Below are 22752 nucleotides of genomic sequence, written 5' to 3'. Positions count from 1 at the left end.
ACCTTAAAGATAAGCGCGGCGAAGTCCGGGAGTAGAAACATGCAGCGTTCCATTGCCACCGTTTCCCTGAGCGGCACCCTGCCGGAAAAGCTCGAAGCCATTGCCGCCGCCGGGTTCGACGGGGTCGAGATTTTCGAGAACGATCTTCTGTATTACGACGGCAGCCCGCGGGAAATCAGGCAGATGTGCGCTGACCTGGGGATTGCTATCACGCTGTTCCAGCCGTTTCGCGACTTCGAGGGCTGCCGGCGTGATCGGCTGGCGCGCAATCTGGAGCGGGCCGAGCGCAAGTTCGATTTGATGCAGGAACTGGGCACCGACCTGGTGCTGGTCTGCAGCAATGCCTCGGCAGACAGCGTCGGCGACCGGCAGATTCTGGTCGATGACCTGCGCCTGCTGGCCGAGCATGCTGGCGCGCGCGGGTTGCGCATCGGTTATGAAGCGCTGGCCTGGGGCCGGCACGTCAATACGTATCAACAGGTCTGGGACATCGTCCGTCAGGCCGATCATCCGGCGCTTGGCGTGCTGCTCGACAGCTTTCACACCTTGTCGTTGAAAGGCGATCCAAGCGCGATCGCCGACATTCCCGGCGACAAGATCTTCTTCGTACAAATGGCCGACGCGCCGATCCTCGCCATGGATGTGCTGGAGTGGAGCCGGCATTTCCGCTGCTTCCCGGGGCAGGGTGAGTTCGATCTGCCCGGCTTCCTCGCACCGATCATCCAGAGCGGTTACACCGGCCCGTTGTCGCTGGAAATTTTCAACGACGGCTTCCGTGCCGCGCCACCACGAGCGAATGCCGCCGATGGTCTGCGTTCGCTGCTGTACCTGGAAGAGAAGACCCGTCAGCGGCTGGAGCAGCAACCGACGCCGGTGGCCAACCGCGAAATCCTCTTCGAAACGCCGCGGGCCAGCGAGTACAACGGCATTGAGTTTCTTGAATTCGCTGTCGACGAAAGCCTCGGCGCCAAACTGAGCAACTGGCTAGAGCGCCTGGGCTTCGTCAAGGCCGGGCAGCATCGGTCCAAGAGCGTGAGCCTGCTGCGTCAGGGCGATATCAACCTGATCCTCAACGCCGAACCGTATTCGTTCGGCCACAGTTTCTTTGAGGCGCACGGCCCGTCGCTGTGCGCCACCGCCGTGCGGGTCAAGGACAGCGCCAGCGCCCTGGCCCGCGCCGTCGCCTACAAGGGCCAGCCCTATCGCGGCCTGGTCGGCCCCAACGAACTGGAACTGGCCGCGGTGCGCGCGCCGGACGGCAGCCTGATTTATCTGGTGGATGAAGCGGCGGATGTCTATGGCACCGACTTCAATCTGCTGCCGAACGCTCAGGCCCGTGGCGGCCTCAAGCGCATCGATCACATGGCGATGGCACTGCCGGCCGACAGCCTCGACAGTTGGGTGCTGTTCTACAAGAGCCTGTTGGATTTCGAGGCCGACGATGAAGTGGTGCTGCCTGATCCGTACGGGCTGGTGAAGAGCCGCGCGTTGCGCAGCCGCGACAGTTCGATCCGCTTGCCGCTGAACATCTCGGAGAACCGCAATACCGCGATCTCCCATGCGCTGTCGAGTTATCGCGGCTCGGGTGTGCATCACATCGCCTTCGATTGTGACGACATCTTCGCTGAAGTCAGCCGCGCCAAAGAGGCTGGCGTGCCGTTGCTGGATATTCCGCTCAACTATTACGACGACCTCGCTGCGCGCTTCGATTTCGACGATGAATTCCTCAGCGAACTGGCATACTACAACGTGCTCTACGACCGCGATGCCCAGGGCGGTGAGCTGTTCCACGTTTATACCGAGCCGTTCGAGGGACGCTTCTTCTTCGAGATCATCCAGCGTAAAAACGGCTATGCCGGTTATGGTGCGGCGAACGTCGCGGTACGTCTGGCGGCGATGGCCAAATCACGCAGCGGCGCGGTGCGCCAGGCGAAGTTGTAGGAATTTCGTAAACGCGGGATTAAACACGGGCCGCGTGGCTTCCTTCACTGTGCAGCGCGGCCCATAATCGCCCACCTGTGCAGTGATGGCCGTGAGCCCGCAATGACAATGACTTCAGAACTCCCCGCCGCTCCCGTCGAATCCGGCATCGAGCCGCGCAAGAGTCGCAAGAACAACCCGGAAAAGACCCGCGAGAACATCCTGCAGGAGGCGATCGTCGAGTTCGTCCAGCAAGGGTTGTCCGGCGCCCGCGTCGACGCGATCGCCGAGCGTATCCATACCTCCAAACGCATGATCTATTACTACTTCGGCAGTAAGGAGCAGTTGTACGTCGAGGTGTTGGAGAAGCTTTACGGCGACATCCGCAGCACCGAAAACCGCCTGCACCTGGCTGAGTTGCCGCCGGTGGTGGCGATCCGCCGACTGGTGGAGTTCACCTTCGACCACCATGACCGCAACGTCGATTTCGTGCGCATCGTCTGTATCGAAAACATCCACAATGCCGAATTCGTGAAGCGTTCGGACGCGATCAAGGCGATGAACAATACGATCCTCGATTCGCTGGGCGAGATTTTGCGCCGCGGTGCTGAAGAAGGGGTGTTCCGCGCCGGGCTCGACGCGCTGGATGTGCACTTGCTGATCAGCTCGTTCTGCTTCTACCGCGTCTCGAACCGCCACACGTTCGGTGAGATCTTTCAGATCGACCTGCCGGACGAAAGCATCAAGCAGCGCCATCGCGAGATGATCTGCGAGTCGGTGTTGCGCTACTTGCAGCCCTGACAAGCAAAAGATCGCAGCCTTCGGCAGCTCCTACACAAGGCCCTGTAGGAGCTGCCGAAGGCTGCGATCTTTTGATCTTTTAAACGTTCATGCCTTGAAAATGCGCCAGCATGCGCTGCGCATCCGGCACCACGCCGCTGAACAGCTCAAACGCCTTCACCGCTTGAAACACCGCCATGTTGCCGCCGTCCAGCGTGCGGCAGCCCAAGGCGCGGGCGTTGCGCAGCAGTTCGGTTTCCAGCGGGAAGTACACGATCTCCGCGACCCACAATTGCTTGCGCAGCAACTCCACCGGCACGGGCATGCCCGGCAGTTTGGCCATGCCCATCGGCGTGGTGTTCACCAGACCAGCGGCCTGATTCAGCGTACTCGGCAGATCGCGCCCGGCCACCGCGCGACCTGAGCCGAAATGCTGGTTGAGGTTGTTCGCCAGACTCTCGGCGCGCTCGCGGTCGACGTCGAAAATACTCAGTTGCTGCACGCCTTCGCTCAACAGTGCATGGGCCACCGCCGCGCCTGCGCCACCGGCACCCATCTGCACGACACGCTCACGGGCGACATCTTGCAAGCCGCGATGAAAACCTTCGGCAAAACCCAGGCAGTCGGTGTTGTGGCCGATGCGTTTGCCATCCTTGAGCACCACGGTGTTGACCGCGCCGATGCCGCGGGCTTCCGGCGACAGTTCGTCGAGCAGCGGGATGATCGCCTGCTTGCACGGGAAGGTGATGTTCAGGCCGGTGTAGTTCATTCGTTCGGCGGCTTGCAGCAAGTCGGGCAGGGCATTGCTGTCGAGTTGCAACTGATCGAGGTCGATCAGCCGATAGAGATAGCGCAAGCCTTGGGCATCGCCTTCGTGTTCATGCAGGGCTGGCGTGCGCGAGGCTTGAATGCCCGCACCGATCAGGCCAGCCAGTATTACCGGTTTACGGGTCATGCTGCGCGCCCCTTCAGTCGCTGACTGAAATGCTCCAGAGCCAGGCGATAGCCATGGCTGCCGAAGCCGCACATCACCGCCGTGGCGATGGCCGAGACGAACGAGTGATGGCGGAACGGCTCGCGGGCATGCACGTTGGACAGGTGCACTTCGATCACTGGCAACTCACTGGCGACCAAGGCGTCGCGGATCGCCACCGAGGTGTGCGTCCAGGCTGCCGGGTTGATCACGATCCCGGCGCAACGGCCGCGTGCCGCGTGAATCCAGTCGAGCAATTCGCCTTCGTGATTGGTCTGGCGAAACTCCACGGCCAGGCCGAATTCTTCGGCGGCGCGCCCGCACAGGGCAGAGATATCGGCCAGGGTTTCGTGACCGTAGGTTGCCGGTTCACGGGTGCCGAGCAGGTTCAGGTTCGGGCCGTTGAGCACCAGAACGATAGGGGACATGGGGGCAAACTCCACTTATTGTTTTTGGCTTGGGCTGAGGGTTTCAGCCTGTGGAGGTAAAATGTACCAGATGGTTACCTTGGTCAATTGAACGGCGTTGCCCTTGGCGCTTAGTGTTCGTTAATCGCACAAAACAAAAGATCGCAGCCTGCGGCAGCTCCTACAGGAGGATCGCATTCCAGAGGTAGGAGCTGCCACAGGCTGCGATCTTTTGTGGCGTGCACAAAAAAGCCGTCAATCACGACGGCTTTCTCGCATCTGGCATTGGCCATCAACGCCGGGTCAGCAACACTCCGGACTCCATGTGATGCGTCCACGGGAACTGATCGAACATCGCGCAGCGGCTGATGCGGTGCGTGTCGTGCAGTTGGGCGATGTTGGCCGCCAGGGTTTCCGGGTTGCAGGAGATGTACAGGATGTTGTCAAAGCGCCGGGTCAGCTCGCAGGTGTCCGGGTCCATGCCGGCGCGCGGCGGGTCGACGAATACGCTGCCGAACTCGTAGCTCTTCAGGTCGATGCCCTGCAGGCGACGGAACGGGCGCACTTCGTTGAGTGCTTCGGTCAGCTCTTCGGCGGACAGCCGCACCAGCGTGACGTTATCCACAGCGTTTTCGCTGAGGTTGCTCAGTGCGGCGTTGACCGAGGTCTTGCTGATCTCGGTGGCCAGCACGTTGCGCACGCGGGTGGCGAGCGGCAGGGTGAAGTTGCCGTTGCCGCAATACAGCTCCAGCAGATCGTCAGGACGATCGCCCAGTGCTTCGTAGGCCCAGTTGAGCATCTTCTGGTTCACCGTGCCGTTGGGCTGGGTGAACGCGCCTTCCGGCTGACGGTAGCTGAAGGTGCGACCGCCGACGTCGAGTTTCTCCACCACGTAATCGTGGCCGATCACTTCGCGCTTGCCCTTGGAGCGCCCGATGACGCTGACGTTGAGATCAGCCGCCAACTTCGACGCGGCCGCATGCCAGTGCTCGTCCAGCGGACGGTGATAGCACAGGGTAATCATCGCGTCGCCGGCCAGAGTGGTCAGGAATTCCACCTGGAACAGCTTGTGGCTCAGCGCCGCGCTGGCCTGCCACGCGGCCTTGAGCTGCGGCATCAACTGGTTGATGCGCAGGCTGGCAATCGGGAACTCTTCGATCAGGATCGGCGTGCGTTTGTCGTCCTGGGAGAACATCGCGTAGTGCCGTTCGCCGGCCTCGCGCCACAGGCGAAATTCTGCGCGCAGGCGGAAGTTCTGCAGCGGCGAGTCGAACACGGTTGGCTCTGGCGCATCGAACGGGGCCAGCAGGTCACGCAAACGCGTGACCTTGTCTTCGAGCTGAGTGGCGTAGGCCTGGGAATCGAATGTCATGCGTTGAACCAACCCAACTTGATCACGAACAGAATCGACAGAATCACCAGCGCCGGGTTCAGCTCACGGGCGCGACCCGACAGCAGTTTGATCACGGTCCAGGCGATGAAACCGAAGGCGATGCCGTTGGCGATCGAGTAAGTGAACGGCATCGCCAGCGCGGTGACCACGACCGGTGCGGCAACGGTGATGTCTTCCCAGTCTATTTCCGCCAGGCCCGAGGTCATCAGCACGGCGACGAACAGCAGCGCCGGTGCGGTGGCGAACGCCGGAACGCTGGCCGCCAGTGGCGAGAAGAACAGCGCCAACAGGAACAGGATCGCCACAACGATCGCTGTCAGACCGGTACGGCCGCCGGCACTCACGCCCGCAGCGGATTCGATGTAGCTGGTGGTGGTCGAAGTACCCAGCAGCGAACCGGCCATCGCCGCGGTGCTGTCGGCGATCAGTGCACGACCCATTTTCGGCATGTGGCCGTCCTTGCCCATCAGGCCGGCGCGCTTGGCGACGCCGATCAGGGTGCCGGAGTTGTCGAACAGGTCGACGAACAGGAAGGCGAAGATCACGCTGACCAGACCGATGTCCAGAGCGCCCTTGATGTCCAGTTGCATGAAGGTCGGGGCCAGCGAAGGTGGCATCGAGGTCACGCCGCCGAACGGGGTGAAGCCCATGGCGATGGAAATGATGGTCACCGCCAGAATGCCGATCAGCACCGCGCCGCGCACTTTCAGTGCTTCGAGAGCGACGATCAGGGCGAAGCCGAGGGTGGCGAGGATCGGCGCCGGGGCTTTCAGGTCACCGAGGCCGACCATGGTCGCCGGGTTGCTGACCACGATTCCGGCGTTGTGCAGGGCGATCAGCGCCAGGAACAGGCCAATACCGGCGGCAATGGCCGAGCGCAGCGGTAGCGGGATGCTGTTGATGATCCATTCGCGGATGCGGAAGATCGACAGCAGGAAGAAGCACACCGCCGAGATGAACACCGCGCCCAGCGCCACTTGCCAGGTGTGGCCCATGTGCAGGACCACGGTGTAAGTGAAGAAGGCGTTCAGGCCCATGCCCGGGGCGAGGGCGATCGGGTAGTTGGCGATCAGGCCCATGATCGTCGAGCCGATGGCGGCTGCCAGACAGGTGGCGACGAACACCGCGCCCTTGTCCATGCCGGTCTCGCCGAGGATGCTCGGGTTGACGAACAGAATGTAGGCCATGGCCAGGAAAGTCGTGACGCCCGCCAGAATCTCGGTCCGCACGTTGGTGTTGTGTGCCTTGAGTTGAAACAGCCTTTCCAGCATGTCTGCTCCCCGTGGCGCGCGTGGCGCCGTGAATGTATCGACCTCAACAGCAAAGCACAGACCGTCGCAAGCGCCTGGGAATTTGTGGTGGGCCGGAAAAAGCCGCGCATCATACCAGCAGCGTGAGGAATATGGCGGTTGTTGGTGCCGAACGTCGTCGAAGTTTTGTAGCAGGGTTATCTGCGCCATACTGCGCGCTGAATTTTTCGGGGAAACGCGATCACATGGGCAAGCGCTGGATGCAGGCTTTCGGGTTAATGGCAGGGCTGATGACCGGGTCGACGGCGGTGCTGGCAGCCTCGGCGCCACCGTTGACTGAAGTGAAGGTGATCAAGGTCCAGTCGCCGGCCTGTGGCCTGGAAGACATTGGCGATAACCAGCCGCAAACCCAATGTAATCACAGCGGGCCGAGTATCAAGGTGTATGTCCTGGAAATCGGCTATGGCCAGAACCAGCCGCGCGCCACGCTGGACGGTTTTGAAGTGAATGGCACCCGCGCCCCGGTGTGCGCTTTCGATACCGGCAATCTGACCGAATGCACCCCCGGCAGCAAAACGGTCGGCTCGCTGTATACCTTCGATCTGGCGGGCAAGCAGGAAGGCACGTTCAGCTTCAGCAACACCTCGATCAACGCGCCACGCAACACGATGTCGACCCAGCTTTACATCAAGTAACGGCTGTCAGCAAACAGGCAGGGCAAAGCTGACTACGCTTTAAAGATCACTCAGCGGATAGCGCCCATGACCTTTAGAGCCCTGATTACCCTCGCCGAGGGCATCGATGATCTGCACAGCGTGACCCTGATCGACGTGCTGCGCCGCGCCGGCATTGAAGTGGTGGCGGCCAGCATCGAAGGCCGGCGCATGCTGACCTGCGCACGCGGTACGCGCCTGACGGCGGACGGCATGCTGGTCGATGTACTGGCGCAGACGTTTGAGCTGATCGTCCTGCCCGGCGGGGTTGTCGGTTCTCAACATTTGGCGGCGCATCAGCCGCTGCAACAATTGCTCAAGGACCAGGCCAGCGCCGGACGCCTGTTCGCCGCCATCGCCGAAGCCCCGGCCATCGCCCTGCAAGCCGCTGGCGTATTACGCCAGCGACGCATGACTTGCCTGCCAAGTGTCAGTCACCAGTTGTCGGGCTGTACGTTTGTTGATCAACCGGTGGTGGTCGACGGCAATTGCATCACCGCCCAGGGCTCCGGCGCCGCACTGGCGTTTGCCCTGACGCTGGTCGAGCAACTTGGTGGCAAGGCGTTGCGGGCGAAAGTGGCGGGGGAGATGTTGGTGTGACGATCCTCAGACCTTCACCTCTTCCACCGGCACATGCATCCGGTCGCGTTTGGCCAGGGTCGGGAACAGTTTGATCCACGTCCCGGTGACCACCAGCGTGCCGATCCCGCCCATCACTACAGCCGGGACGGTGCCGAACCAGTGCGCGGTGAGGCCGGATTCGAATTCGCCGAGCTGATTCGAGGCGCCGATGAACAGGCCGTTCACCGCACTGACCCGGCCGCGCATTTCGTCCGGGGTTTCCAGTTGCACGAAGGAGGCGCGGATCACCATGCTGATCATGTCCGCCGCGCCGAGCACCACCAGCACCGCCAGTGAGAACCAGAACGAGGTCGACAGGCCGAAGGCGATGGTCGCCACGCCGAAGACGCCGACGGCGGTGAACATCACGCGACCGACATTGCGCTCGACGGCGAATCGCGCCAGAAACAGCGACATCCCCAGCGCGCCGACCGCCGGCGCCGAACGCAGCAGGCCCAGGCCCCACGGCCCGGTGAGCAGAATGTCCTTGGCGAACACCGGCAGCAACGCGGTGGCGCCGCCGAGCAGCACGGCGAACAAGTCCAGCGAGATCGCTCCGAGAATGTCCGGGCGGCTGCGAATGAAACGGATGCCCGCCAGCAACGAGTCGAGCGTGGCTTTGCCTTTGTTCAGTGGCGTCTGTCGCGCGGGCAGGTTGAGCATCAAGGTGCAGGCGATGACGTAAAGCAACACCGTCGGGCCGTAGACCCAGACACTGCCAAACGCGTAAAGCAAGCCACCGAGGGCGGGGGCGACGATGGTGGCTGACTGTTGAGCCGATTGCGCTGCGGCGACCGCGCGTGGAAACAGGGCGCTGGGCACGATGCTTGGCAGGAGCGCCTGGGTGGTCGGCAGCTCGAAGGAGCGCGCGCCGCCGAGCAGGAAGGCGAGGACGAAGATCATTTCCCGGGTCACGTGATCGGTCGCACTGCCGATGGCCAGCGCCAGGGCAATCAACGCCTGCAACGACTGACAGATCGCCGCGACCCGGCGCCGGTCATAGCGGTCGGCGACGTGACCGGTGTGCAGCATGAACAGCACCCGTGGCGCGAATTCCACCAGGCCGACCAGACCCAGGTCGAGCACGTTGCCGGTCAACTGATACAGATTCCAGCCGATCGCCACCGTGAGCATCTGAAAGCCACTGGCGGTGAAGATCCGGGCGAACCAGAACGCGAGAAACGGACGATGGTGACGTAACAGCAGGGGCTCTTGGCTGGGCATCTGAAGGCAGGTCTGGCACGGGGCGGAACGGTGAGGTTATCACCAGTCTGTAACAGGAAGTTGCCATGACGAAAAATTTAGTTAGCCAGACATCTATCTCCGGACTGGATGCCGATCCCCCTGTGGCGAGGGGATTCATCCCCGATCGACTGCGTAGCAGTCGTAAAAACTGCCGACACGACCAAAAGGCAGTGTGTATTGGAGGGGGGGCTGCTTCGCCGCCCATCGGGGATGAATCCCCTCCCTACAGGTCGTGCCGCTCTGGGGGATGTATTTCAGAGCGTTGCCCAGGCGCTGAGGCAACTTGTCACGCGGCAAACGACCACGCCGTTCTTCGTCGGAAATGGGACTACTCTTTTAACGTTGCTTGATCCAGATCAAGACCCTCTCGGGCCATGGTCTGGTGGCCCGACGGCCAGACTCCCTGCGTTGCGATGGTTATTAAAAAAGAACGAATCAGAATTCGCCGCACTCGATATCCGTGGGGGCAGTAGGTGCAGGGGCCACAAGCCCCATCGCCGGTATTACCTGACAGAGGAAGACTTATGTTCGGTTTAGAGGCGCTCGATCTCGCCCGAATTCAGTTCGCATTCACCATCTCGTTCCACATCCTGTTCCCGGCCATCACCATTGGTCTGGCGAGCTACCTGGCGGTGCTCGAAGGGCTGTGGTTGAAAACCCATAATGACACTTACCGAGACCTGTACCACTTCTGGTCGAAGATCTTTGCCGTCAACTTCGGCATGGGTGTGGTCTCTGGTCTGGTCATGGCCTACCAGTTTGGTACCAACTGGAGCCGTTTCTCGGACTTCGCCGGTTCCGTCACCGGACCGTTGCTGACCTATGAGGTGCTCACGGCGTTCTTCCTTGAGGCCGGTTTCCTCGGGGTGATGCTGTTCGGCTGGAACAAGGTCGGACGAAAACTGCACTTTTTCTCCACGGTGATGGTGGCGATCGGCACGCTGATTTCGACGTTCTGGATTCTCGCGTCCAACAGCTGGATGCAGACGCCGCAAGGCTTCGAGATTGTCAACGGTCAAGTGATCCCGACCGACTGGCTGGCCATCGTGTTCAACCCGTCGTTCCCGTATCGCCTGATGCACATGGCGACGGCAGCGTTCGTCGCCACGGCGTTCTTCGTCGGCTCGTCGGCGGCCTGGCACTTGCTGCGCGGCAGGGACAACCCGGCGATCCGCACCATGCTGTCGATGGCGATGTGGATGGCACTGATCGTCGCGCCGATCCAGGCGGTGATCGGCGACTTCCACGGCCTCAACACCCTTGAGCACCAGCCGGCGAAAATCGCCGCGATCGAAGGCCATTGGGAAAACAAAGGCAACGAAGCGACGCCGTTGATCCTGTTCGGCTGGCCGGACATGAAAGAAGAGAAAACCAAATTCGCCGTGGAGATCCCGTACCTCGGCAGCCTGATCCTGACTCACTCGCTGGACAAGCAGGTGCCGGCGCTCAAGGAGTTCCCGCCTGAAGACCGGCCGAACTCGACCATCGTGTTCTGGTCGTTCCGGGTCATGGTCGGCCTCGGTTTCCTGATGATCTTTACCGGTCTGTGGAGCCTGTGGCTGCGCAAGCGCGACACGCTCTACACCTCGCGCCCGTTCCTGTATCTGGCGTTGTGGATGGGGCCGTCCGGCCTGATCGCGATCCTCGCCGGCTGGTTCACCACCGAGATCGGTCGCCAGCCGTGGGTGGTCTACGGGCTGATGCGCACGGCGGATGCTTCGTCCAATCACAGCTTCATGCAGATGAGCATCACCCTGATCATGTTCGTCGTGGTGTATTTCGCGCTGTTCGGTGCGGGGCTCGGCTACATGATGCGTCTGGTGCGCAAAGGGCCGAAAACCGACGAAGGCAAGGAAACCAACGAAGGTGGTCCCGGCCAGAAACGCACACCGGCGCGGCCGTTGTCCGCCGCCGATGACGAAGGCGCCGACGCTGACTCGCCGCGCAGCCTGGAAAAGGAGATTTGACTCATGGGTATTGATCTTCCGCTGATCTGGGCCGTGATCATCATCTTCGGCATCATGATGTACGTGGTCATGGACGGTTTCGACCTGGGGATCGGGATTCTCTTCCCGTTCATCCCGGGCAAGACCGACCGTGACGTGATGATGAACACCGTCGCCCCGGTGTGGGACGGCAATGAAACCTGGCTGGTACTGGGGGGCGCGGCATTGTTTGGCGCGTTCCCGCTGGCCTATTCGGTGGTGCTGTCGGCGCTGTACCTGCCGCTGATCTTCATGCTGATCGGCCTGATTTTCCGCGGCGTGGCATTCGAGTTCCGCTTCAAGGCCAAGGACGACAAACGTCACCTGTGGGACAAGGCGTTCATCGGCGGCTCGGTGGCGGCGACGTTCTTTCAGGGCGTGGCACTCGGGGCATTCATCGACGGTTTGCCGGTGGTCAATCGGCAATACGCCGGCGGTTCACTGGACTGGCTGACACCGTTCACCCTGTTCTGCGGCGCCGCGCTGGTGGTGGCCTATGCCTTGCTCGGTTGTACCTGGTTGATCATGAAGACCGAAGGCAAGTTGCAGGAGCAGATGCACAACCTGGCGCGGCCGCTGGCGTTCGTGCTGCTCGCCGTGATAGGTATCGTCAGCCTGTGGACGCCGCTGGCGCATCCGGAAATTGCCACTCGCTGGTTCAGCATGCCGAATCTGTTCTGGTTCATGCCGGTGCCGATTCTGGTGCTGGTCACCTTGTACGGGCTGATCCGCGCGGTGGCGCGCAACGCCAACTACATGCCGTTCCTGCTGACCCTGGTGCTGATTTTCCTCGGTTACAGCGGTCTGGGCATCAGCCTGTGGCCGAACATCGTGCCGCCGTCGATCTCGATCTGGGACGCCGCCGCACCGCCGCAAAGCCAGGGCTTCATGCTGGTCGGTACGCTGTTCATCATCCCGTTCATCCTGGGTTATACCTTCTGGAGCTACTACGTGTTCCGCGGCAAGGTCACCCATGAAGACGGTTACCACTAGACTGCCGCCCCGCACACCTGTGGGAGCGAGCCTGCTCGCGATGGCGTCCCTGGCGACGTCATCGCCTGATGGAGGAACGATGCAATGAACGGCAAACATTCCCTGCACGAGATTGAAGAAGCCGAAAAAAAGCCGCTGTGGCAGCGGCTCGGCTGGTTGGCCCTGATCTGGATCGGTAGCGTCGGCGCGCTGTTCATTGCCGCCAGTCTGATGCGCCTGTTCATGAGCGCGGCCGGCCTGACCACACACTGAGACATCCCGTCCCGTTGCCCTTGGGCACGGTTTTATGACCCTCTGTACCGCGGAGGGTTTTTTTTGCCTGATGGTTTACTTGCGGGCTTTGAGAATCACGAATTTCGGCGTGGCCGCCACTTGCTCAACGCCACGGAACAGCCGCGCCAGCTTGCTGTGATAACCCAGGTGCCGGTTGCCGACGATGTACAACGCACCGCCCACCACCAGTGCCTCGCGGGCCTGCTGGAACATGCGCCAGGCGAGGAAATCGCCGACCACTTGCTGTTGATGGAACGGCGGATTGCACAGCACCACGTCCAGCGATTGCGGCTCCTGCCCGGCCAGACCATCGCCGGCGCGCACGATCACTTCGCGTTCGCCGAGCGCGGCGCGCCAGTTCTCCGCAGCCGATTGCACGGCCATGAACGATTCGTCGACCAGCGTGTAGTGTGCGTCAGGGTTGCGCAGTGCGCTGGCGATGGCCAGTACGCCGTTCCCGCAGCCAAGGTCGGCGACCCGGGCGCTGCCAAGGTTTTGGGGCAGGTGCGGGAGAAAGGCCCGGGTGCCGATATCCAGACCTTCACGGCAGAACACGTTGGCGTGGTTGAGCAATTCGATGGCCGGCTCGTCGAGCTGGTAGCGCGACGGGTAGGGCGAGGTCGCCGGGGCTTTGGCTTCGGGTGTCGCGATCAGCAGGCGAGCCTTTTTTACCGCCAGTGAAGCGTGTACCGGGCCAATGTAACGCTCCAGCAGATCACCGGCGGCGCGCGGCAAGTGTTTGACCATGGCCGCTGCCACCACATCGGCGCCGGGGGCCAGTTGCCCTTGCAGACGGATCAGTTGCTCTTCCAGCAGTGCGAGCGTCTTGGGGACGCGGATCAACACCTTGTCGAACGGCCCGACCAACGGCTCACTCGCCGCAATCCCTCGCACGGCATCAAATGCCAGGCCGTTGCGTACCAGGTTCTTTTCCAGACCCTGGAACGCGAGAAACGAATCGCCGCTGCTGCTGACCTGAACCTTGCCCGCCAGACTCGCTGCCAAGGCCCCGAAGCTGTCATTGAGTACCAATACCCGAGTGTCTGCCGCCGGTTGTTGCGCGGCCAGATGATTGAGCAGGTACTCGTCAGCCGCATCGAAGGCTTGCAGAGGTTCATTCTGCTGCTCGGGCTGGCGGATCAGGTCGAGTTGGGCGAAGGGCGTGTCGAGCAAAGGCATGGGGCGGGGACTCTGATTAATCAACGGGTGGCCCGCTGCCTTGGGCATAGCGCGGCGGAACCGTCCGAGTGGACTGCGGCGTGCAGTGCACGTCATCACTCAGGAAGGTCGCAAATGGTACGTTTTTTTCCGGCCGATTGCCCGCGGGATTTAGTGTTAACTGGCGCTGAGCAGGCCCAATTGCTGGGCGGCAGAGACCGCTGAGATTTTGTTGCAAACGTCGAGTTTCAGGATGATGTTCTGCACGTGATAGTTCACCGTTCGCTCGCTCAGGCAGAGGATCCTGGCGATCTCATAGGCTGTCTTGCCAACGGCCGACAGCTTCAACACTTCCAGCTCCCGCGGCGACAGATGGGGTCGGGCTGGTTTTTCCGGTGGTTTGGGCAGGTTTCTGGCAAACAGATTACTAAGATGACTGGTCGCGTAAAACATGTAGCCAAAATGCTCGTACAACTCGAGTGGGCTTAGCGGACCATTTTTTCTGCACAGACTCAGTGTGCTGCACAACCCGGTGGCGTCATGGTGGAACGACTGCGACCAGCCATGCCGCAAACCGTGTTTCTGTTGAGCGCTCCACAATGCTGGTGTCTGCGAGAACAACGCTTCGCTCCAGACAACGGGTTGCATGGATTGGCTGCAATGCGTAACTATCGGGTCGATTTTGCTGTAGCTTTCCTGTTCATAAAGTTTGTTCCATTGCGTGGGGTAGTTATTGATTTGCAAGGCTTTAAAGTCAGCGTTCCGATTATTTGATGTCAAAGAGATGGCGCAAAAGTTGAAGCCTATGTTTTGAGCGAATCTCAGCAGGATCGGATAAGCGGTCTCTATTTCTCTTGCGAAAGTCAGTTGCTTTAATTGCGACTCCTTCCACATTTCCATCACAAACTCTCCGTGAGTCGTTTTACGCGCTGGGCTGTTTGGATCCAATGAATCCATCACGCAACCGAGTTTAGGACATGTCCTACAGTTGGCGTTGAACTTTTTTGCTCTTTGCAGAGAAGTTTGATTGCAAGAATGTTATTAGCCCGGAGTAGAGCGTTGTATTCAATGTGTCATTCAATTTCAGATTGAAATCTGAAAATTTCTCCATTGGTGTATCTGAGTTTGTGTCTCATTGGGTTCGCTAGCTAAATGAAAAGACATTACAAAAACAGTGGTGTTTACAGTGTCAGTTTGCGCGAAACTGTCTGGGTTCTTTACAGTGGAGTGGCCCATGACTGTCAGTGCAGAAAAGTTTACTGCCCAGACCTTGCTCGACGTGCAGCCCTTGACCCCCAGCCTGTTCACGTTGCGCACTACGCGCGATACAGGTTTCAGGTTCCGCGCAGGACAATTCGCGCGCCTGGGCGTGACCAAGGCGGATGGCAGCACGGTGTGGCGTGCCTACTCGATGGTTTCTTCACCCTTCGACGAGTTTCTCGAGTTCTTCTCTATCGTGGTGCCGGGTGGCGAATTCACCAGCGAACTGAGCCGGTTGCAGGTCGGCGATACCGTGCTGGTGGAGCGCCAGGCCTTTGGTTACCTGACGCTGGATCGTTTTGTCGACGGCCGGGATCTGTGGCTGTTATCCACAGGGACTGGCGTGGCACCGTTTCTGTCGATCCTGCAGGACTTCGAAGTGTGGCAGCGTTTCGAGCGAATTATTCTGGTGTACAGCGTGCGCGAGGCAAGGGAACTGGCCTATCAATCATTGATCGCTGAGCTTTCCACACGTGATTACCTGGCAGAGCATGCCCATAAATTACGGTTCATCCCCACGGTTACCCGCGGACAAGGGCCTGGCGCCTTGCACGGTCGCATCACCACGTTGATCGAAAGCGGCGAACTGGAACGTGAAGCCGGCGTGAAACTGACCCCTGAGCACTCGCGTGTCATGCTGTGCGGCAATCCGCAGATGATCGATGACACCCGGGCGTTGCTGAAGAAACGTCACATGAGCCTGAGCCTGACGCGGCGGCCCGGTCAGGTCGCGGTGGAAAATTACTGGTAAAAAAACGGCGCCATCAGGCGCCGTTTTCATTCATGAAACCGTCAAGGCCGATTGTTCTGCGCCTTGAGCAGATCGCGGATCTCGCCGAGCAACTCTTCTTCCTTGGTTGGAACCGGCGGCAGGGAAGGGGCTACGGCTTCTTCGCGTTTCAGGCGGTTGATGGCTTTGACACCCATGAAAATCGCAAAGGCGACGATCACGAAGTCCAGAATGCTCTGAATGAATTTGCCGTAAGCCAGTATCACGGCTGGGGCGTTGCCCTCGGCGGCTTTCAACGTGATGGCCAGATCACTGAAGTCCACCCCACCGATCAACAGGCCGATTGGCGGCATGATCACGTCGCCGACAAACGATGAAACGATTTTGCCGAAGGCTGCACCGATGATGATACCGACGGCCATGTCGACCACATTGCCTTTGACCGCGAAGGCCTTGAACTCACTTAGCACGCCCATAGGTTATTTCCTTGTTACAGATGAGTTTGGTGTACGCAGTGTAAATCAGCAAAACGCGTCCTGCGCGAAACACCTTCTTACAATGCCCGTTTTTATCGACACATGAATCAACGATTAGTTTGCAAAGTGCCACTAAACGCGCGCGAAATACGCCGTAAATCGCTGATCGCAAAGCCATTTTTTTCAATCGTCGAGTTACGAACTTTCTATTTATGTTCACCGCCATAGCCCTCTAGCCTCTGGTTTGCGCACCTGGATGCGCCCAAAAAAACCAGAGGAACCTGATATGAATTCCACTCTTGGACTGGGGGCTTTTCCCCATCGCCGTACTTTCGGCGTGCTCGCCGCCAGCTTGCTGACCTTCTCCGTGCACGCTGCACCCCTGACCCGGGATAACGGTGCCGCGGTCGGCGACAACCAGAATTCGCAGACCGCCGGTGCCACCGGCCCGGTGTTGCTGCAGGATGTGCAACTGATCCAGAAGCTCCAGCGTTTTGACCGTGAGCGCATTCCCGAGCGCGTGGTGCATGCCCGCGGCACCGGGGCTCACGGGACCTTCACCGTGACCAACGACCTCAGCGATTTGAGCAAGGCCAAAGTATTCGCCGCCGGCCAGGTCACACCGGTGTTCGTGCGTTTCTCCGCTGTGGTGCATGGCAACCACTCTCCGGAAACCCTGCGTGATCCACGGGGTTTTGCCACCAAGTTCTACACCGCCGATGGCAACTGGGATCTGGTGGGCAACAACTTCCCGACGTTCTTCATCCGCGACGCGATCAAGTTCCCGGACATGGTTCATGCCTTCAAGCCCGATCCACGTACCAACCTGGACGATGACTCGCGTCGTTTCGACTTCTTCTCCCACGTGCCGGAAGCGACCCGCACGCTGACCGAGTTGTATTCCAATTCGGGTACTCCGGCCAGTTATCGCGAGATGGACGGTAATGGCGTGCATGCCTACAAGTTGGTGAACGCCAAGGGCGAAGTGCACTACGTGAAGTTTCACTGGAAAAGTTTGCAGGGCATCAAAAACCTGACACCTGAACAAGTCGAGAAAGTGCAGGGTAAAGATTACAGTCATATGACTAATGATCTGGTCAGCCATATCAACAAAGGTGATTTCCCGAAATGGGACTTGTACATCCAGGTGCTAAATCCGCAAGATTTGTCCAAGTTTGATTTCGATCCATTGGACGCTACCAAGATCTGGCCGAATGTTCCTGAGCGAAAAGTTGGACAAATGGTGTTGAACCGTAATCCGGCCAATGTGTTCCAGGAAACCGAACAAGTTGCAATGGCCCCGGCCAATGTTGTGCCGGGTATCGAACCTTCAGAAGATCGTCTATTGCAAGGCCGAGTGTTTTCTTATGCCGATACGCAAATGTATCGTCTGGGAGCCAATGCTCTGCAGTTGCCGATCAACGCGCCAAAAGTTGCCGTCAACAATGGTAACCAGGACGGTGCGCTGAACTTCGGCGCCACGCAGTCTGGCGTGAACTATCAGCCAAGCCGCCTGCAACCGCGTGAAGAGCCGCAAAGTGCGCGTTACAGCCAGCTGGCGCTGTCCGGCAGCACCCAGCAGGCGAAGATCCAGCGTGAGCAGAACTTCAAGCAGGCCGGTGATCTGTACCGCTCGTTCAGCCAGCAGGAGCGTCAGGACCTGATCGCCAGTTTCGGCGGCTCGCTGGCGACCACCGATGACGAGAGCAAGCACATCATCCTGTCCTTCCTTTATAAGGCCGACCCGGAATACGGCACCGGCGTGACCAAAGTGGCCAAGGGTGACTTGAGCCGGGTCAAGGCGCTGGCAGCGAAACTGGTCGACTGATCTCGACGCCATGCAACGCGGGGCCTGATGCAGGCCCCGTTCTGCCCCAGGAGAGCATTTATGCGTCCCTTCCTTTTACTGTTGCTCGGTTGCTGGTCATTGACTGCGGTGGCCGAACAGAACCCCGAAGCGATCAAGGCCCAGTTGCAGGATTACTACTTCGATGCCGCCCGGCGTGGTGATGTGCCGATGCTCGAGACCTTCATCGAGTCCGGTTATTCCCTCGATACCCGCGACAGCAAGGGCTACACCGCACTGATTCTGGCGGCGTATCACGGCCAGGGTGCGGCAGTGGATCGTTTGCTGGTGGCGGGGGCTGATGCCTGTGCGCAGGATCAACGCGGCAACACGGCGCTGATGGGCGCGATCTTCAAGGGCGAGATGCAGATCGCCCGGCGACTGATGGCCACCGATTGCAGCCCCGATCAACGCAACGGCGCCGGCCAGACTGCGGCGATGTACGCCGGGTTGTTCAAGCGCATCGAACTGCTCGACGCGCTCAAGGCCAAGGGCGCCGACCTCAATGCCGAGGATCCGCTGGGCAATAGCGCCGCGCGTCTGGCCAACGGCGAAATCCGCACCGCCGTGCCGCGCTGAGCGGTGGTTGCGTTATCATCGCGGTTTTTGTCGGGGGATCCAGATGGCCAAGGCCAAGCGCATGTACGGCTGCACCGAATGCGGCGCAACCTTTCCCAAATGGGCGGGCCAGTGCGGCGAGTGCGGCGCCTGGAACACCCTGACCGAGACCATGATCGAGAGCGGCGGCGCCACGGCGCCCACCGGGCGTACCGGCTGGGCCGGGCAGCAGGCGCAGATCAAGACTCTGGCCGAAGTCAGCATCGAAGAGATTCCGCGTTTCTCTACCGCGTCCGGAGAGCTGGACCGGGTCCTGGGTGGCGGTCTGGTCGACGGCTCGGTGGTATTGATCGGCGGTGACCCGGGCATCGGCAAGTCGACGATCCTGTTGCAGACACTGTGCAACCTCGCCAAGAGCATGCCGGCGCTGTACGTCACCGGCGAAGAATCCCAGCAACAAGTGGCCATGCGTGCGCGTCGTCTCGGACTGCCGCAGGATCAACTGCGGGTGATGACCGAAACCTGCATCGAAACCATCATCGCCACCGCCCGCCAGGAAAAGCCCAAGGTGATGGTGATCGACTCGATCCAGACCATTTTCACCGAACAGCTGCAATCTGCTCCGGGTGGCGTATCTCAAGTGCGTGAGAGTGCGGCGTTGCTGGTGCGGTATGCCAAGCAGAGCGGCACGGCGATTTTTCTCGTCGGCCACGTCACCAAGGAAGGCGCGCTCGCCGGCCCGCGAGTTCTGGAGCATATGGTCGATACCGTGCTGTATTTCGAAGGCGAATCGGACGGGCGTTTGCGTTTGCTGCGGGCGGTGAAAAACCGTTTCGGCGCGGTCAACGAACTCGGCGTGTTCGGCATGACCGACAAGGGCCTGAAAGAAGTCTCCAACCCGTCGGCGATTTTTCTCACCCGTGCCCAGGAGGAAGTCCCGGGCAGCGTAGTCATGGCCACGTGGGAAGGCACCCGGCCGATGCTGGTGGAAGTCCAGGCGCTGGTGGATGACAGCCATCTGGCCAACCCGCGTCGGGTTACGCTGGGTCTGGACCAGAACCGTTTGGCGATGTTGCTGGCGGTATTGCACCGCCACGGCGGCATTCCGACTCACGATCAGGACGTGTTCCTCAACGTGGTCGGCGGGGTGAAGGTGCTGGAAACCGCGTCCGACCTGGCCTTGATGGCGGCGGTGATGTCGAGCCTGCGCAACCGACCGTTGCCGCATGATCTGTTGGTGTTTGGCGAAGTCGGTTTGTCTGGCGAGGTGCGTCCGGTGCCGAGTGGGCAGGAGCGTCTGAAGGAAGCGGCCAAGCATGGCTTCAAACGCGCGATCGTGCCCAAAGGCAATGCGCCGAAAGAGGCACCAGCGGGGCTGCAGATCATTGCCGTGACCCGCCTCGAACAGGCGCTCGACGCACTGTTCGAATAATCTTTCAGATACGCCACATACCCTGTGGGAGCGGGCTTGCCCGCGAAAGCGGTGCGTCAGTCGAAATCAATGTCGACTGACACGGCCTCTTCGCGGGCAAGCCCGCTCCCACAGGGATTTGTAGTGGTTTCTAGATTTCGATCAGTGCGCCCAGTTCGCGTTCAAGCTCGGCTTCGTCAGCCAGGTTGAGCTCGATCAACCGCCGCAAGCGCTGGATCGATTCCAGGCTGATATGCCGGCAGACAAACCCCAGTTGCCCGTGATCCTCATGGGCCAGATGCACATCCATCTGGATATCCACGTCATCGCTCAGATGAATGTCGACGAAGAAATCCTGTTCCTTATCCCCGAGCCAAGGCTCCGGCCGCTCGATCAGCAGCCCCTTGAGGGACAGATCGATCAACTTCACCGGCCATATGAATTGGCCCTGACTCAGCTCGGTTCTGGCATCGAACGCAATACGTTTGAAGCGACGGCGATTGGCTGGTTGTTCGCTCATGGCGCAATCCTCGGAAGCGTTCGCTGACTATAGACCCGACCGGCGGGTGGCTGCCAATCGACAAGCCGTCTAGACCAACGTCGGGGTATGGCCTTTGGCGCCGTAAGCGCTAAACTCGGGGTGGCTGTCTTTCTTGTCCACCCTGGCTGGAATAATAAAATGAAAAATAATAATAGCCTGCTACGCCACTTACCCTGGCTAGTGCTGGCAATCGTAGGAGCGTGCGCCCTGGGCGTAGTGGCATTGCGCCGAGGAGAGGCGATCAACGCCTTGTGGATCGTGGTCGCGGCGGTGGCCATTTATCTGGTTGCGTACCGTTACTACAGCCTGTTCATCGCCAACAAGGTGATGCAACTGGATCCGCGTCGGGCCACCCCCGCCGTGCTCAACAACGACGGTCTGGACTACGTGCCGACCAACAAACACATTCTTTTCGGTCACCACTTCGCCGCGATCGCCGGCGCAGGACCTCTGGTCGGCCCGGTATTGGCGGCGCAGATGGGCTACCTGCCCGGCACATTGTGGCTGATTGCCGGGGTGGTGCTGGCGGGCGCGGTGCAGGACTTCATGGTCCTGTTCATGTCGACCCGGCGCAACGGCCGTTCCCTGGGCGACATGGTCCGTGAAGAAATGGGCCGCATCCCCGGCACCATCGCCCTGTTCGGCTGCTTCCTGATCATGATCATCATCCTTGCGGTGCTGGCGCTGATCGTGGTCAAGGCCTTGGCCGAGAGCCCGTGGGGCATCTTTACCGTGATGGCGACCATCCCGATCGCGATGTTCATGGGCATCTATATGCGCTACATCCGCCCGGGCCGCATCGGCGAAATCTCGGTCATCGGCGTGTTGCTGCTGCTCGGTTCGATCTGGCTCGGTGGGCAGATTGCCGCTGATCCGGTGTGGGCCAAGGCTTTCAGTTTCACCGGTGTGCAAATCACCTGGATGCTGATCGGTTATGGCTTCGTCGCCGCCGTGTTGCCGGTGTGGCTGATCCTCGCGCCACGCGACTACCTGTCGACGTTCCTCAAGATCGGCACCATCATCGCTCTGGCGATCGGTATTCTGGTGACCATGCCCGAGCTGAAAATGCCGGCGCTGACCCAGTTCGTCGACGGCACCGGCCCGGTGTGGAAGGGCGGTCTGTTCCCGTTCCTGTTCATCACCATCGCGTGCGGTGCAGTATCCGGTTTCCACGCACTGATCTCGTCGGGCACCACGCCGAAGCTGCTGGATAACGAAACCAACGCCCGTTACATCGGTTACGGCGGCATGCTGATGGAGTCGTTCGTCGCGATCATGGCGATGGTCGCCGCTTCGGTGATCGAGCCGGGCGTGTACTTTGCCATGAACAGCCCGGCCGCGGTGGTCGGTGGTGACGTGGCATCGGTGGCGCAGATGGTCAGCAGTTGGGGCTTCGCGATCACGCCTGAGGCGCTGCAAGCGGTTGCCCATGACATCGGTGAAACCACCATCCTCGCCCGTGCCGGCGGTGCGCCGACCCTGGCGGTCGGTATCGCGCAGATCCTCCACAGTGTCCTGCCGGGTGAAAACACCATGGCGTTCTGGTACCACTTCGCGATCCTGTTCGAAGCACTGTTCATCCTGACCGCTGTGGACGCCGGCACCCGTGCCGGGCGCTTCATGCTGCAGGATCTGCTCGGCTCCTTCGTGCCAGCGCTGAAACGTACCGAATCCTGGACCGCCAACCTGATCGCCACCGCCGGATGTGTGGCGATGTGGGGCTGGTTGCTGTATCAGGGCGTGATCGATCCACTGGGCGGCATCAACACCCTGTGGCCGCTGTTCGGTATCTCCAACCAGATGCTGGCGGGTATCGCGCTGATGCTCGGCACCGTGGTCCTAATCAAGATGAAGCGCCAGCGCTACATCTGGGTCACCCTGTTGCCGGCCACTTGGCTGTTGATCTGCACCACCACCGCAGGCTTCATCAAGCTGTTCGACGCCAACCCGGCGATCGGCTTCCTGTCGCTGGCCAAGAAGTACAGCGATGCCCTGGCCGCCGGCCAGGTTATTGCGCCGGCCAAGAGCATCGAGCAGATGCAGCACGTGATCTTCAACGCCTACACCAACGCAACGCTCACCGCACTGTTCCTGTTCGTGGTCTTCAGCATCCTGTTCTATGCGCTCAAGGTCGGCATTGCCGCCTGGGGCAAAAAAGAGCGTACGGATAAAGAATCGCCATTCCAGGCCCTGCCGGACGCGTAACCAGAGGATTGCAC

21 protein-coding genes are annotated in these 22752 nt (G+C 60.4%); 12 read left to right on the top strand and 9 right to left on the bottom strand.

The genetic code is table 11. The annotated features are described in order from the left end of the window. Positions 1 to 39 precede the first annotated feature (39 nt). Positions 40 to 1941: a 3-dehydroshikimate dehydratase QuiC gene (gene quiC / locus AC193Q_RS16265; protein ID WP_476286231.1), complete on the top strand. Its 1902-nt coding sequence runs from the start codon at positions 40 to 42 to the stop codon at positions 1939 to 1941. Positions 1942 to 2043: 102 nt separating this feature from the next. Continuing rightward, the gene (locus AC193Q_RS16260) at positions 2044 to 2721 is read left to right on the top strand and encodes a TetR/AcrR family transcriptional regulator (protein ID WP_007963740.1); all 678 of its coding nucleotides are present in this window, start codon (positions 2044 to 2046) and stop codon (positions 2719 to 2721) included. A gap of 79 nt (positions 2722 to 2800) precedes the next feature. Here AC193Q_RS16260 and AC193Q_RS16255 read toward each other — a convergent pair whose 3' ends face one another. The 4 genes from AC193Q_RS16255 to AC193Q_RS16240 all read right to left on the bottom strand — a co-directional run bounded on the left by AC193Q_RS16255 (position 2801) and on the right by AC193Q_RS16240 (position 6744). Continuing rightward, complete coding sequence (locus tag AC193Q_RS16255; protein ID WP_483878607.1) at positions 2801 to 3655, bottom strand: shikimate dehydrogenase; 855 nt, start codon at positions 3653 to 3655, stop codon at positions 2801 to 2803. Continuing rightward, positions 3652 to 4101 carry a type II 3-dehydroquinate dehydratase gene (aroQ, locus tag AC193Q_RS16250; RefSeq protein ID WP_047296711.1) on the bottom strand — a complete coding sequence of 150 codons (450 nt, stop codon included), beginning with the start codon at positions 4099 to 4101 and terminating at the stop codon, positions 3652 to 3654. The genes AC193Q_RS16255 and aroQ overlap by 4 nt, the downstream gene beginning before the upstream one ends. 271 nt (positions 4102 to 4372) lie before the next feature. Next, on the bottom strand, positions 4373 to 5452 hold the full coding sequence (gene trmA, locus AC193Q_RS16245) for a tRNA (uridine(54)-C5)-methyltransferase TrmA (protein ID WP_041065191.1): 1080 nt from the start codon (positions 5450 to 5452) through the stop codon (positions 4373 to 4375). Beyond that, positions 5449 to 6744 carry an NCS2 family permease gene (locus AC193Q_RS16240; RefSeq protein ID WP_047296708.1) on the bottom strand — a complete coding sequence of 432 codons (1296 nt, stop codon included), beginning with the start codon at positions 6742 to 6744 and terminating at the stop codon, positions 5449 to 5451. The genes trmA and AC193Q_RS16240 overlap by 4 nt, the downstream gene beginning before the upstream one ends. A gap of 224 nt (positions 6745 to 6968) precedes the next feature. Between AC193Q_RS16240 and AC193Q_RS16235 the strand changes: the two genes are divergently transcribed. Together AC193Q_RS16235 and AC193Q_RS16230 are read left to right on the top strand one after the other, a co-directional pair. After that, positions 6969 to 7418 carry a DUF4879 domain-containing protein gene (locus tag AC193Q_RS16235; protein ID WP_483878606.1) on the top strand — a complete coding sequence of 150 codons (450 nt, stop codon included), beginning with the start codon at positions 6969 to 6971 and terminating at the stop codon, positions 7416 to 7418. Between the two features lie 66 nt (positions 7419 to 7484). Next, complete coding sequence (locus AC193Q_RS16230; RefSeq protein ID WP_121187305.1) at positions 7485 to 8036, top strand: DJ-1 family glyoxalase III; 552 nt, start codon at positions 7485 to 7487, stop codon at positions 8034 to 8036. Positions 8037 to 8042: 6 nt separating this feature from the next. Here the strand turns inward: AC193Q_RS16230 and AC193Q_RS16225 are convergent, their stop codons facing one another. Beyond that, positions 8043 to 9281: an MFS transporter gene (locus AC193Q_RS16225; protein ID WP_095668266.1), complete on the bottom strand. Its 1239-nt coding sequence runs from the start codon at positions 9279 to 9281 to the stop codon at positions 8043 to 8045. Positions 9282 to 9826: 545 nt separating this feature from the next. Here AC193Q_RS16225 and AC193Q_RS16220 point away from each other — a divergent pair. The 3 genes from AC193Q_RS16220 (at position 9827) to AC193Q_RS16210 (ending at position 12532) form a co-directional block, all read left to right on the top strand. Next, the gene (locus tag AC193Q_RS16220; RefSeq protein WP_041065206.1) at positions 9827 to 11269 is read left to right on the top strand and encodes a cytochrome ubiquinol oxidase subunit I; all 1443 of its coding nucleotides are present in this window, start codon (positions 9827 to 9829) and stop codon (positions 11267 to 11269) included. A gap of 3 nt (positions 11270 to 11272) precedes the next feature. After that, entirely contained in the window at positions 11273 to 12280 is a 1008-nt protein-coding gene (gene cydB, locus AC193Q_RS16215) for a cytochrome d ubiquinol oxidase subunit II (RefSeq protein WP_007963753.1), read from the top strand. Between the two features lie 84 nt (positions 12281 to 12364). Beyond that, positions 12365 to 12532, top strand: a complete 168-nt coding sequence (locus AC193Q_RS16210; protein ID WP_080963309.1) for a DUF2474 domain-containing protein — start codon at positions 12365 to 12367, stop codon at positions 12530 to 12532. 75 nt (positions 12533 to 12607) lie between these two features. Here the strand turns inward: AC193Q_RS16210 and AC193Q_RS16205 are convergent, their stop codons facing one another. Next, positions 12608 to 13732, bottom strand: coding sequence for a methyltransferase (locus AC193Q_RS16205; RefSeq protein WP_483878605.1), 1125 nt, complete (start codon positions 13730 to 13732; stop codon positions 12608 to 12610). A 156-nt stretch (positions 13733 to 13888) separates the two neighbouring features. Then, on the bottom strand, positions 13889 to 14611 hold the full coding sequence (locus AC193Q_RS16200; RefSeq protein WP_121187299.1) for an autoinducer binding domain-containing protein: 723 nt from the start codon (positions 14609 to 14611) through the stop codon (positions 13889 to 13891). A gap of 334 nt (positions 14612 to 14945) precedes the next feature. Here AC193Q_RS16200 and AC193Q_RS16195 point away from each other — a divergent pair, with 334 nt between their 5' ends. Beyond that, a complete protein-coding gene (locus AC193Q_RS16195) occupies positions 14946 to 15722 on the top strand; it encodes a ferredoxin--NADP reductase (RefSeq protein WP_047296696.1) in 777 nt (258 codons plus the stop codon). A 41-nt stretch (positions 15723 to 15763) separates the two neighbouring features. On the opposite strand, the gene mscL is transcribed toward AC193Q_RS16195, so the two are convergent. Next, positions 15764 to 16177, bottom strand: a complete 414-nt coding sequence (gene mscL / locus AC193Q_RS16190) for a large-conductance mechanosensitive channel protein MscL (protein ID WP_121187295.1) — start codon at positions 16175 to 16177, stop codon at positions 15764 to 15766. Positions 16178 to 16463: 286 nt separating this feature from the next. Between mscL and katB the strand changes: the two genes are divergently transcribed. Genes katB through radA form a run of 3 tightly spaced genes read left to right on the top strand, consistent with a single transcriptional unit; the run spans position 16464 to position 20013 of the window. Next, positions 16464 to 18005 (top strand): catalase KatB, encoded by a 1542-nt coding sequence (gene katB, locus AC193Q_RS16185; RefSeq protein WP_047296694.1) that lies wholly within the window; start codon positions 16464 to 16466, stop codon positions 18003 to 18005. A 60-nt stretch (positions 18006 to 18065) separates the two neighbouring features. Further along, a complete protein-coding gene (locus AC193Q_RS16180) occupies positions 18066 to 18602 on the top strand; it encodes an ankyrin repeat domain-containing protein (RefSeq protein ID WP_121187293.1) in 537 nt (178 codons plus the stop codon). A gap of 43 nt (positions 18603 to 18645) precedes the next feature. Beyond that, positions 18646 to 20013: a DNA repair protein RadA gene (radA, locus tag AC193Q_RS16175; RefSeq protein ID WP_003228407.1), complete on the top strand. Its 1368-nt coding sequence runs from the start codon at positions 18646 to 18648 to the stop codon at positions 20011 to 20013. A gap of 130 nt (positions 20014 to 20143) precedes the next feature. On the opposite strand, the gene AC193Q_RS16170 is transcribed toward radA, so the two are convergent. Next, the gene (locus AC193Q_RS16170) at positions 20144 to 20512 is read right to left on the bottom strand and encodes a PilZ domain-containing protein (protein ID WP_041065221.1); all 369 of its coding nucleotides are present in this window, start codon (positions 20510 to 20512) and stop codon (positions 20144 to 20146) included. Positions 20513 to 20671: 159 nt separating this feature from the next. Here AC193Q_RS16170 and AC193Q_RS16165 point away from each other — a divergent pair, with 159 nt between their 5' ends. Beyond that, positions 20672 to 22738, top strand: a complete 2067-nt coding sequence (locus AC193Q_RS16165) for a carbon starvation CstA family protein (protein ID WP_483878604.1) — start codon at positions 20672 to 20674, stop codon at positions 22736 to 22738. The last annotated feature ends 14 nt before the right edge of the window (positions 22739 to 22752 follow it).

The sequence above is a fragment of the Pseudomonas sp. F2 genome, assembly GCF_057174385.1.
The sequence above is the reverse complement of the archived record's forward strand: the minus strand, read 5'-3'. Positions and strand labels throughout refer to the sequence as shown.

Coding starts and splice junctions, on each gene's coding strand:
- quiC (WP_476286231.1), top strand. CDS start 40: ATGCAGCGTTCCATTGCCACCGTTTCCCTGAGCGGCACCCTGCCGGAA.
- AC193Q_RS16260 (WP_007963740.1), top strand. CDS start 2,044: ATGACAATGACTTCAGAACTCCCCGCCGCTCCCGTCGAATCCGGCATC.
- AC193Q_RS16255 (WP_483878607.1), bottom strand. CDS start 3,655: ATGACCCGTAAACCGGTAATACTGGCTGGCCTGATCGGTGCGGGCATT.
- aroQ (WP_047296711.1), bottom strand. CDS start 4,101: ATGTCCCCTATCGTTCTGGTGCTCAACGGCCCGAACCTGAACCTGCTC.
- trmA (WP_041065191.1), bottom strand. CDS start 5,452: ATGACATTCGATTCCCAGGCCTACGCCACTCAGCTCGAAGACAAGGTC.
- AC193Q_RS16240 (WP_047296708.1), bottom strand. CDS start 6,744: ATGCTGGAAAGGCTGTTTCAACTCAAGGCACACAACACCAACGTGCGG.
- AC193Q_RS16235 (WP_483878606.1), top strand. CDS start 6,969: ATGGGCAAGCGCTGGATGCAGGCTTTCGGGTTAATGGCAGGGCTGATG.
- AC193Q_RS16230 (WP_121187305.1), top strand. CDS start 7,485: ATGACCTTTAGAGCCCTGATTACCCTCGCCGAGGGCATCGATGATCTG.
- AC193Q_RS16225 (WP_095668266.1), bottom strand. CDS start 9,281: ATGCCCAGCCAAGAGCCCCTGCTGTTACGTCACCATCGTCCGTTTCTC.
- AC193Q_RS16220 (WP_041065206.1), top strand. CDS start 9,827: ATGTTCGGTTTAGAGGCGCTCGATCTCGCCCGAATTCAGTTCGCATTC.
- cydB (WP_007963753.1), top strand. CDS start 11,273: ATGGGTATTGATCTTCCGCTGATCTGGGCCGTGATCATCATCTTCGGC.
- AC193Q_RS16210 (WP_080963309.1), top strand. CDS start 12,365: ATGAACGGCAAACATTCCCTGCACGAGATTGAAGAAGCCGAAAAAAAG.
- AC193Q_RS16205 (WP_483878605.1), bottom strand. CDS start 13,732: ATGCCTTTGCTCGACACGCCCTTCGCCCAACTCGACCTGATCCGCCAG.
- AC193Q_RS16200 (WP_121187299.1), bottom strand. CDS start 14,611: ATGGAAATGTGGAAGGAGTCGCAATTAAAGCAACTGACTTTCGCAAGA.
- AC193Q_RS16195 (WP_047296696.1), top strand. CDS start 14,946: ATGACTGTCAGTGCAGAAAAGTTTACTGCCCAGACCTTGCTCGACGTG.
- mscL (WP_121187295.1), bottom strand. CDS start 16,177: ATGGGCGTGCTAAGTGAGTTCAAGGCCTTCGCGGTCAAAGGCAATGTG.
- katB (WP_047296694.1), top strand. CDS start 16,464: ATGAATTCCACTCTTGGACTGGGGGCTTTTCCCCATCGCCGTACTTTC.
- AC193Q_RS16180 (WP_121187293.1), top strand. CDS start 18,066: ATGCGTCCCTTCCTTTTACTGTTGCTCGGTTGCTGGTCATTGACTGCG.
- radA (WP_003228407.1), top strand. CDS start 18,646: ATGGCCAAGGCCAAGCGCATGTACGGCTGCACCGAATGCGGCGCAACC.
- AC193Q_RS16170 (WP_041065221.1), bottom strand. CDS start 20,512: ATGAGCGAACAACCAGCCAATCGCCGTCGCTTCAAACGTATTGCGTTC.
- AC193Q_RS16165 (WP_483878604.1), top strand. CDS start 20,672: ATGAAAAATAATAATAGCCTGCTACGCCACTTACCCTGGCTAGTGCTG.